We start from the raw sequence: 9180 nt of genomic DNA on the forward strand, positions 1-9180 counted from the left end.
GACGCGGGTTCCCACGCGGTGTGACGGTCAAGCCCCAGACGAAAACGGCGCACAGCCGGGCGAGAAGAGGACGACGAAGTGACCCAGAAGACGGCTTCGAGCGCCGACCTGACGTGGTTGCTGGATGACCTGGTGGGCCGGGTGAAGCAGGCCGAACACGCGGTCGCGCTCTCCACCGACGGCCTGTTGATGGCTTCCTCCCAGGGGTTGAGCCGGGACGACGGCGAGCACCTCGCAGCGATGGCGGCTGGCATCCAGAGCCTCGCCCGAGGCGCCGGCAAGCGTTTCGGTGGCGGGCAGGTGCAGCAGACCATCATCGAGATGCAGTCGTCGTTCCTGTTCGTCACCGCAGCCGGCCGCAACGCCTGCCTGGCGGTGCTGGCCACCGAGGACGCCGACGTCGGCCTGATCGCCTACGAGATGGCGATGCTGGTAACCCGCGTCGGCAAGTACGTCGCATCGCCGTCGCGTGGCACTGATCAGCAGGTCGGCGAGAGGTAACGGCGATGACGGTCCAGGGGGAGTCCGCAGACCATCAGTGGGTGGATGACCATGCGGGTCCGGTGGTGCGTCCGTACGCGGTGACGCGCGGCCGGGCCCGCCCGGTCACCGGCACTTTCGACCTGATCTCCCTGGTCACGGCGACCCGAGCCGAGGTCACGCCCGAGGTCGGTCTCGGTCCCGAGCATTTGGCGATCGTCGGGCTGTGCCAACGCATACAGTCCGTCGCCGAGATCGCCGCCCATCTCGACCTGCCGGTGGGCACCATCCGGGTGCTTCTTGGTGATTTGGCAGCCCGCAGCCTGGTGCAGGTCCGCGAGCCGCAGACCACGGCCGGTCTTCCCGACAACAGCATCTTCGAGGCGGTAATCAATGGACTACGGGCACTCTGACCGGCCGGCGGGAGCGACGCCACTGCCCACCGCGATCAAGATCCTGGTCGCGGGCGGCTTCGGCGTGGGCAAAACGACCATGGTCGGCGCGGTCAGCGAGACCCGGCCGTTGCGCACCGAGGAGGTGCTGACGGAGTCGGGGGTCGGCATCGACGACCTGTCCGGGGTGGAGGGCAAGACCACCACCACCGTGGCCATGGACTTCGGCCGGATCACCATCAGCGACGACCTGGTGCTCTACCTGTTCGGTACGCCGGGGCAGGACCGGTTCTGGTTCGTCTGGGACGAGTTGGCGTTGGGCGCGATCGGCGCGGTGGTGCTGGCCGACACCCGCCGGCTCGCCGACTGCTTCCCGTCGATCGACTACTTCGAAGGTCGGGGCACGCCCTTCGTGGTGGCGGTGAACTGTTTCCAGGGCGCTCGGGCGTACCGGCTCGACGAGGTGCAGGCCGCGCTGAACCTGGACCCGGGCGTGCCGGTGCTGCTCTGTGACGCCCGGCAACGTGAGTCCAGCAAGGAGGTGCTCGTCACGCTGATGGAGCACGCCATGAAGACCCGCGAGGCCCGCCGCCGCGCCGCCAGCGGAGACTGACCGAAGTTTTTTCGGGGGAGGGTGTCCGGAACGCGGTCGGCCGTTCGTCATGCTGGCGATACCCCGAGAGACCAGGGAGCGACCAGATGAAGTACATGATGTTCGTTTGCAGCGACGCCGAGCCGGACACCGACCCCACCGAGCTGCCCGACATCGACAAGTGGGTGGCGGAGAACGACTCTCGTGGCCGCCGCCTGAGCGGCAACGAGCTGGGGCCGACCAGCGCGGCCACCACCGTCCGTGTTCGCGGCGGTGAGCTGCTCGTCTCCGAGGGGCCGTTCGCGGAGACCGCCGAGGTGATCGTGGGCTTCGACCTGCTCGACTGCGCCGACCTGGACGAGGCGATCGAGGTCGCCCGCACCCATCCGATGGCCCGCGAAGGGCGACTGGAGCTGCGTCCGTTCGCGGACCTGGCCGACTGACGAAGGTGTCCACGTCGCAGCGCCGGCCGATGCGCACGGGGGCAACGGCCGGCGCGGCGGCGGAGGCCGTCGCTGCCGCCGGCGTCGAGGCGTACCCCCGGATCGTCGCGACCCTGATCCGGGTGACCGGGGACTGGGCGTTGGCCGAGGACTGCGCCCAGGAGTCGTTGACCGTCGCGCTGGAACGCTGGCCCGCCGACGGTGTGCCCGCCAACCCGGGCGGCTGGCTCATGACGGTGGCGCGCAACCGGGCGATCGACGTGCTGCGCCGGGCCACCGTGGAGCGGCGCAAGCTGCACGACCTGGCGTTGCTCACGCCGGACGACGCGTCGTCGGAGCCGGAGGTGGGCCAGGACGTGGTGGACGACCGGCTCCGGCTCATCTTCACCTGCTGCCATCCGGCGCTCGCGATCGACGCCCGGGTGGCGTTGACGTTACGAACGGTCTGCGGCGTGCCGACCGCTGACATCGCCCGACTCCTGCTGGTCAGCGAGTCGACGATGACCCGCCGGCTGACCCGGGCCCGCACCCGCATCGCCCAGGCCGGCATCCCGTACCGGGTGCCGAGCGGGCCGGCGCTGACCGAGCGGCTGCCCGGCGTCCTCGCCGTGCTGTACCTGCTGTTCACCAGGGGCTACGTCGCCGGCGGCGAACCGGCCTTCGCCGACGAGGCGGTCCGGCTGGCACGGCTCCTCGACCGGCTGATGCCGGAGCAGTCCGAGGTGGCCGCGCTGCTGGCGCTGTGCCTGTTTCAGCACTCCCGCCGGGACGCCCGCCGCGACGCCGCAGGCAACCTGCACACCCTGGAGCGGCAGGACCGCTCGCGGTGGGACCGCGCCGCAATCGCCGAGGGCCTGGCCGCCCTCGATCGGGTACGCCACGACGGGCCGTACGCGTGGCAGGCCCGGATCGCGGCCTGCCACGCCACCTCCGCCTCCGCAGACCACACCGACTGGCCGACGATCGCGCGGGCCTACGACGCGCTGGCCGACATTCGGCCCTCCCCGGTGATCGCGCTCAACCGTGCGGTCGCGCACGGCTACGCGTACGGGCCGGAGGTGGGGTTGGTGCTGCTCGACGCGGCGCGGGCCGGGGGCGGGCTGGACGGTTACCCGCTGGCCGTGGCGGTGGAGGCCGATCTGGTGGCCCGGCAGGGTGACCGGTTGCGCGCGGCCAGCCTGTTCCGGGAGGCGGCGGCAGCGGTCGGCTCGACCGACGAGCGCCGCGCGCTGCTCGACCGGGCCGACGAACTCGCCCCCTAGAACGGCTCTGTGCGTCTGGTGGTCCGACCGTGCCGAAGACGCCGGTCGGGGCATCGGAGAGGGCTGACGGGGTGAATCTTGGACACTTTCCGTCTTCAGTTGACGGAAACTGTCCAAGATCTCAGCTTTGGAGTGTGGCGCGGCCTGGGCCGCGCCGGGAACCTCAGAGACTCAGCCCCGCTTGGCCATCTCCAGGAACCGGGCCCAGGCCGCCGGGGCGAAGGCGAGCGCCGGACCGGCCGGGTCCTTGGAGTCGCGTACGCCGATGACACCGGCAAGGTTGTCGGCCACCTCGACGCAGTCTCCGCCGTTGTTGCCACTCTTGCTGCTCTTGCGCCACCGAGCGCCGGTCAGGTCCATGAGGCTGCCGCTTCCCTGATGAGGTTGAGGGACTGCGCCCGCGACAGGGCTCCGTCGCGAATGCGTTCCCACCGTCGGTCGAGCGTAGCAACGTCGGCAACCTTGTCGATGAGCTGTGCCTGCGCCTGGCTGTCGACGTGCGCGACCCGCGCCCCGTCCGGCATCTCGGCGACTGTGAACGGACCGCCGAGACCCGGATACATGCCGACGTCGGCGGGCACGACGAAGACCGACACGTTCGGCAGCGCGGCCTGGTCGGCCAGCCGCTCGCACTGCTCCCGCATCATGGCCCGGTCGCCGCCGAGGGTGCGCCGGAGGACTGCCTCGTCGAGGACCGCGACGAGCAGTGGCGGGCGTTCCCGGCGCAGGATGGCCTGCCGACTCAGTCGCGCCTCGGCGAGATCGTCGGCCTCGGCCGGCGTCAACGCCTCGCCGCCCAGCGTCGCCAGCGCGTACGCCTTCGTCTGGAGAAGCCCTGGAATCCATGCGAACTGGAACGATCGCAGTGACAGCGCCTCGCGCTCGATCTCGGCCCAGGGCCGGAACCAGGCAGGCGTACGGCGCTTCAACGCGTCCGGCCACAGCTCATCGACGTTCCGACCGAGCAACTCGGCGACCCGCGCACGATGACGCGTCTGCGGGATTCGTCCCGTGCTCGCCCACTTCGCCGCCGTCTTCGGATCAACACCGATCTGAGCGGCGAGACTGTCCGCTGTGTGGCCTGTCTCGACCATGGCCACCTGCACGGCTCGATTCATCCCCAGCCCTCCCAGAACGTTCCAGACGTTGGAAGGTAATAGTTATACGCGGTGTGATCGGTTGGCAACCCTCGGCAGGGTGCTGTGTGGACAGCATCGAGGAGGGAGCACCGGATGTGCGAGGACAGGCCCCGAAACCACCCGAAGCCGACGGGCGGTCCGTCACCGGCCCGGCCGCGCGTACCCCGCCGGATCGGGCCACCGCACCGTCCGTACCGTGGCCCGGGCCGCGTGCCGAACGTCGTACCCGAAGCACGCTGGCGGTCCCGGTGCGGCCCGCCTGTCGCGCACACCGCCGACGGTCCGCTGTGGACGTGCGACGCCTGCGGACGGGACTGGCCCTGCCCGGCGCTGCGAGCGACCCCGACGGACGCCGTCCGCCGCGCGACCCTGATCCCCGAGTTCTCCCGGATCACCCGGCGGGCGATCCGCGACCTGCGCGGCCAGCCGGGTGGCCCCGATCCGGTGGCCATCGTTCGCCGTTTCCTCTGGTTCCTGCCCCTCACCGACGAGGAGGCGCGCGCGGTCGCACTGCGGCTGCGCTGAGCACTCAGCGCGCGTCGGGAACGTGCGAAGGGCCGCTCCCCGCAGACGCGGAAAGCGGCCCTTCTCAGCTGTGCGGTACGTCAGCTGGCGATCATGCGGCGCAGCACGTACTGCAGGATGCCGCCGTGCCGGTAGTAGTCCGCCTCACCGGGGGTGTCGATCCGCACCACGGCGTCGAACTCGACACCGGTGTCGGTGCTGACCTGCACGGTCCGCGGGGTCTCACCGTCGTTGAGGGCGGTCACCCCGGTGATGGTGAACGTCTCGGTGCCGGTCAGGCCGAGCGACTCGGCGGTGACGTCCACCGGGAACTGCAGCGGCAGCACGCCCATGCCGATCAGGTTGGAGCGGTGGATCCGCTCGTACGACTCGGCGATGACCGCCCGGACGCCCAGCAGCATCGTGCCCTTGGCCGCCCAGTCCCGCGACGAGCCCGAGCCGTACTCCTTGCCGGCCAGGATGACCAGCGGGATGCCGGCCTCCTGGTAGGCCATCGAGGCGTCGTAGATCGAGGTCTGCTCGCCGGTGAGGTGGTTGACGGTGAAGCCGCCCTCCACCCCCGGGACCAGCTGGTTGCGCAGCCGGATGTTGGCGAAGGTGCCCCGGATCATCACCTCGTGGTTACCCCGGCGGGAACCGTACGAGTTGAACTCGTGGCGCGGCACACCGTGCTCGGCGAGGTACGTGCCGGCGGGGGAGTCAGCCTTGATCGCGCCGGCCGGCGAGATGTGGTCGGTGGTCACTGAGTCACCCAGCTTGGCCAGCACCCGGGCGGCGGAGATGTCGACGACCGGGCTCGGCTCCTGCTGCATGCCCTCGAAGTACGGGGGCTTGCGCACATAGGTGGAGTCGTTCTCCCAGGCGAAGGTGTCGCCGGTCGGGGTCGGCAGCGACTGCCACCGCTCGTCACCGGCGAAGACATCGGCGTACGCGGCGCTGAAACCGGTGGCGCCGATCGCCTGGGCGATGACGTCCTGGATCTCCGCGCTGTTCGGCCAGATCTCGCGCAGGTAGACCGGGTTGCCCTCGGAGTCCTCACCGATCGGCTCGTTGGCCAGGTCGATGTCCATCGTGCCGGCCAGGGCGTAGGCGACCACCAGCGGCGGCGACGCCAGGTAGTTCATCTTGACGTCCGGGTTGATCCGGCCCTCGAAGTTCCGGTTGCCGGAGAGCACCGAGACCACCGACAGGTCGTGCTCGTTGACCGCCTCGGACACCTCCTCGGGCAGCGGGCCCGAGTTGCCGATGCACGTGGTGCAGCCGTAGCCGACCAGGTTGAAGCCGAGCTTGTCCAGGTACGGCGTGAGGCCGGCCCGCTCGTAGTAGTCCATGACGACCTTCGACCCGGGGGCCAGGGTGGTCTTCACCCACGGCTTGCGGGTCAGGCCCTTCTCCACCGCATTGCGGGCCAGCAGCGCGGCACCGATCATCACCTGCGGGTTGGACGTGTTGGTGCAGGAGGTGATCGCGGCGATCACCACCGCGCCGTGGTCCAGCTCGTACTCCACGCCGTCGGCACCGGTGACCCGGACCGGGTTCGTGGCCCGGCCGCCCGCCCCGACCGCGGCGGTCTCCAGGTCACGCGGCTCGTCGGCCGGGTCGCTGAAGTCGTTGGCCGGCGGGTCGCTGGCCGGGAAGGACTCGGCGCTGGCCTCGTCGGCCGGGCCGTTGGCACCGCGCGGCAGCTCCTCGCGGGGCACACCCGGCTTGAGGTCACGCTCACCGACGGAGTCGTCGGCGACGTAGTCGGTCAACGCGGAGCGGAACAGCGTCTTCGCGGCACCCAGCGGCACCCGGTCCTGCGGGCGCTTCGGGCCGGCGAGCGACGGCTCGATGGAGCCGAGGTCCAGCTCCAGGCGCTCGGAGTACTCCGGCTCGGCCTCCGGGTCGTGCCAGAGGCCCTGCTCCTTGGCGTACGCCTCGACGAGCGCGACCTGCTCGGCGTCGCGGCCGGTCAGCTCCAGGTAGCGGATCGTCTCGGCGTCGATCGGGAAGATCGCCACGGTGGAGCCGTACTCCGGGGACATGTTGCCGATGGTGGCCCGGTTGGCCAGCGGCACAGCGCTCACGCCGGGGCCGTAGAACTCGACGAACTTGCCGACCACACCGTGCTTGCGCAGCATCTCGGTGATGGTCAGCACCAGGTCGGTGGCGGTGGTGCCGGCCGGCATCTCGCCGGAGAGCTTGAAGCCCACCACCCGGGGGATCAGCATGCTGACCGGCTGGCCGAGCATCGCGGCCTCGGCCTCGATGCCGCCGACGCCCCAGCCCAGCACGCCCAGGCCGTTGACCATGGTGGTGTGCGAGTCGGTGCCGACCACGGTGTCCGGGTACGCCTGGCCGTTGCGCGACATGATGGTGCGGGCCAGGTACTCGATGTTGACCTGGTGCACGATGCCGGTGCCCGGCGGGACGACCTTGAACTCGTTGAACGCGCTCTGACCCCACCGCAGGAACTGGTAGCGCTCCTTGTTGCGCTCGTACTCCAGCTCGACGTTGCGGGCGAACGCGTCCTCGCGGCCGAACAGGTCGGCGATGACCGAGTGGTCGATGACCAGCTCGGCCGGGGCGAGGGGGTTGACCTTGCTGGCGTCGCCGCCCAGGTCGCGTACGGCCTCGCGCATGGTGGCCAGGTCGACCACGCAGGGCACACCGGTGAAGTCCTGCATCAGGACCCGCCCCGGGGTGAACTGGATCTCCACGCTCGGGGCGGCGGTGGAGTCCCACGCGCCGAGCTGGCGGATGTGGTCGGCGGTGATGTTCGCGCCGTCCTCGGTCCGCAGCAGGTTCTCCAGCAGGACCTTCAGGCTGTACGGCAGCCGGGCGTGGCCCTCCACCTTGTCAATCTTGAAAATCTCGTAGCTCGCGTCTCCGACGCGTAGCTGGGTCTTCGCACCGAAGGTGTCGAGGCTCGCCACGTCGTACTCCTTCACACCAGCGACCGTGAGTAGTCCTGAGCAGTCTGTCGCACCGGTCGGGGTGCCGCCGAGGTTAGGTGACACTTACCGCCCGATTCCGCTTCCAACAAAACCGTACGTCCGTCTTGCTATAAGCGCAACCCGGCGTCACGGGTCGGGCGGCTACAACCCACTGCGTCACCAGATCGGCGGGGTAGGGTCGGAGCCGATTGGAAGGGGTGCCGAGTGATCGACGTTCAGCACTGGCTCTCGGCGCTGCCTCCGGGCGTGGTCTACCTGCTCGTCGCCGGGGTGATCGGCGTGGAGAGCATGGGCGTCCCGCTGCCCGGCGAGATCGTCCTGGTCAGCTCCGCCCTGCTCGCCGCCACCGGCGTGGTGGAGCCGGAGTGGGTGGCCAGCGCCGCAGCGTTCGGAGCCATCGTCGGCGACTCCGTCGGATACGCCGTCGGCCGACGCGGCGGTCGCCCGCTGCTCGCCCGGCTGGGCAGACGTTTCCCCAAGCACCTGGGCCCGGCGCAACTCGCCCGTGCCGAGCAGAGCTTCGCGCGACACGGCGTCTGGGCGGTCTTCTTCGGTCGGTTCGTGGCACTGCTGAGGATCCTGGCCGGACCGCTCGCCGGGGCGCTGCACGTGCCGTACCGCCGCTTCCTGCTTGCCAACGCGGCCGGCGGCCTGGTCTGGGCCTTCGGCACGACGTACCTGCTCTACTCGGTTGGCCGCGCGGCCGAACACTGGCTGAAGGACATCTCCTGGGCCGGGCTGGTCCTCGCGGTGCTCGCCGGGCTCGGCAGCACCTGGTGGCTGCGCCGACGCGCTCACCGCATCGAGTCGGACGACAGCGCTGCTGGCCTCGCCGACAGCGCTGTTGGCCTGGAGGCGGCTTCCGGCGGTCGGTCGGCTGCGGCGGCGCCTGGCGTGGCGGTGGCCGAGGTGGCTTCCGGCGTCGATCCGGTCCGGGCGGGCAACGAGCACTGACCTGTGGAAATGCCGAAAGGGCCGGGCCCCGGTGGTGGGGTCCGGCCCTTCGGTTCGTGCGTGCTGGTGTGCGGGTGTTGGTTGTCAGCTGGTGGCATAGCCGCGGGTGGCGATCCAGTCGGCGAGGTGCTCGACGCTGATCTGGTAGGCGGCCTGGTTGGGGTCGGCGGAGTCGGCGATGGTGACGGTGTTGCCGTTGTCGCGGTAGCCGACGACGCTGATGTAGTGCCCGCCCTCGTAGGAGTGGCTGACGCCGTCGGTGTCGGTGCTGGTGCCGGCGATGTTCGCGACCACGGCCCGGCCGTCGTCCACGGTGCGGACGATGTCGGCGCGCAGCTGGTCGGTCTGCTTGGCGTCAGCGTCCGGGCTGCTGATCTCCACGGAGTGGTACGCGTCGGCCTTGCCGGTTTCCTTGTTCAGCACCGGGGTGATGTCGTTGATGGAGTTGGTGCCG

General features: G+C 70.4%; 11 protein-coding genes. 7 read left to right on the plus strand and 4 right to left on the minus strand.

The features are described 5' to 3' along the window. Positions 1 to 78: 78 nt before the first annotated feature. The 5 genes from V6U86_RS30240 (at position 79) to V6U86_RS30260 (ending at position 3169) form a co-directional block, all read left to right on the plus strand. Positions 79 to 501 (plus strand): roadblock/LC7 domain-containing protein, encoded by a 423-nt coding sequence (locus tag V6U86_RS30240; protein WP_030337269.1) that lies wholly within the window; start codon positions 79 to 81, stop codon positions 499 to 501. 5 nt (positions 502 to 506) lie between these two features. Continuing rightward, positions 507 to 893 carry a DUF742 domain-containing protein gene (locus V6U86_RS30245; RefSeq protein ID WP_030337267.1) on the plus strand — a complete coding sequence of 129 codons (387 nt, stop codon included), beginning with the start codon at positions 507 to 509 and terminating at the stop codon, positions 891 to 893. Further along, positions 874 to 1485 (plus strand): GTP-binding protein, encoded by a 612-nt coding sequence (locus tag V6U86_RS30250; RefSeq protein ID WP_334509296.1) that lies wholly within the window; start codon positions 874 to 876, stop codon positions 1483 to 1485. Before V6U86_RS30245 ends, V6U86_RS30250 begins: the two co-directional genes overlap by 20 nt. Before the next feature lie 86 nt (positions 1486 to 1571). Continuing rightward, positions 1572 to 1907: a YciI family protein gene (locus V6U86_RS30255; protein WP_334509298.1), complete on the plus strand. Its 336-nt coding sequence runs from the start codon at positions 1572 to 1574 to the stop codon at positions 1905 to 1907. Positions 1908 to 1936: 29 nt separating this feature from the next. Next, entirely contained in the window at positions 1937 to 3169 is a 1233-nt protein-coding gene (locus V6U86_RS30260) for an RNA polymerase sigma factor (RefSeq protein ID WP_334509301.1), read from the plus strand. A gap of 171 nt (positions 3170 to 3340) precedes the next feature. On the opposite strand, the gene V6U86_RS30265 is transcribed toward V6U86_RS30260, so the two are convergent. Together V6U86_RS30265 and V6U86_RS30270 are read right to left on the minus strand one after the other, a co-directional pair. Continuing rightward, complete coding sequence (locus V6U86_RS30265) at positions 3341 to 3529, minus strand: DUF397 domain-containing protein (RefSeq protein ID WP_334509303.1); 189 nt, start codon at positions 3527 to 3529, stop codon at positions 3341 to 3343. Next, positions 3520 to 4287 (minus strand): DUF5753 domain-containing protein, encoded by a 768-nt coding sequence (locus V6U86_RS30270; RefSeq protein ID WP_334509305.1) that lies wholly within the window; start codon positions 4285 to 4287, stop codon positions 3520 to 3522. The genes V6U86_RS30265 and V6U86_RS30270 overlap by 10 nt, the downstream gene beginning before the upstream one ends. A gap of 231 nt (positions 4288 to 4518) precedes the next feature. On the opposite strand from V6U86_RS30270, the gene V6U86_RS30275 reads away from it, so the two are divergent. Beyond that, positions 4519 to 4833 (plus strand): hypothetical protein, encoded by a 315-nt coding sequence (locus tag V6U86_RS30275; RefSeq protein WP_334509307.1) that lies wholly within the window; start codon positions 4519 to 4521, stop codon positions 4831 to 4833. Between the two features lie 80 nt (positions 4834 to 4913). On the opposite strand, the gene V6U86_RS30280 is transcribed toward V6U86_RS30275, so the two are convergent. Further along, positions 4914 to 7766, minus strand: a complete 2853-nt coding sequence (locus tag V6U86_RS30280) for an aconitate hydratase (RefSeq protein WP_334509309.1) — start codon at positions 7764 to 7766, stop codon at positions 4914 to 4916. Positions 7767 to 7976: 210 nt separating this feature from the next. Here V6U86_RS30280 and V6U86_RS30285 point away from each other — a divergent pair, with 210 nt between their 5' ends. Continuing rightward, complete coding sequence (locus V6U86_RS30285; protein WP_334509311.1) at positions 7977 to 8726, plus strand: DedA family protein; 750 nt, start codon at positions 7977 to 7979, stop codon at positions 8724 to 8726. 84 nt (positions 8727 to 8810) lie between these two features. Here V6U86_RS30285 and V6U86_RS30290 read toward each other — a convergent pair. Beyond that, on the minus strand, positions 8811 to 9180 hold a 370-nt coding region (locus V6U86_RS30290; RefSeq protein WP_334509313.1), incomplete at its 5' end, for a C39 family peptidase.

It is taken from the genome of Micromonospora sp. CPCC 205558, from assembly GCF_036902955.1.
GTDB lineage: Bacteria > Actinomycetota > Actinomycetes > Mycobacteriales > Micromonosporaceae > Micromonospora.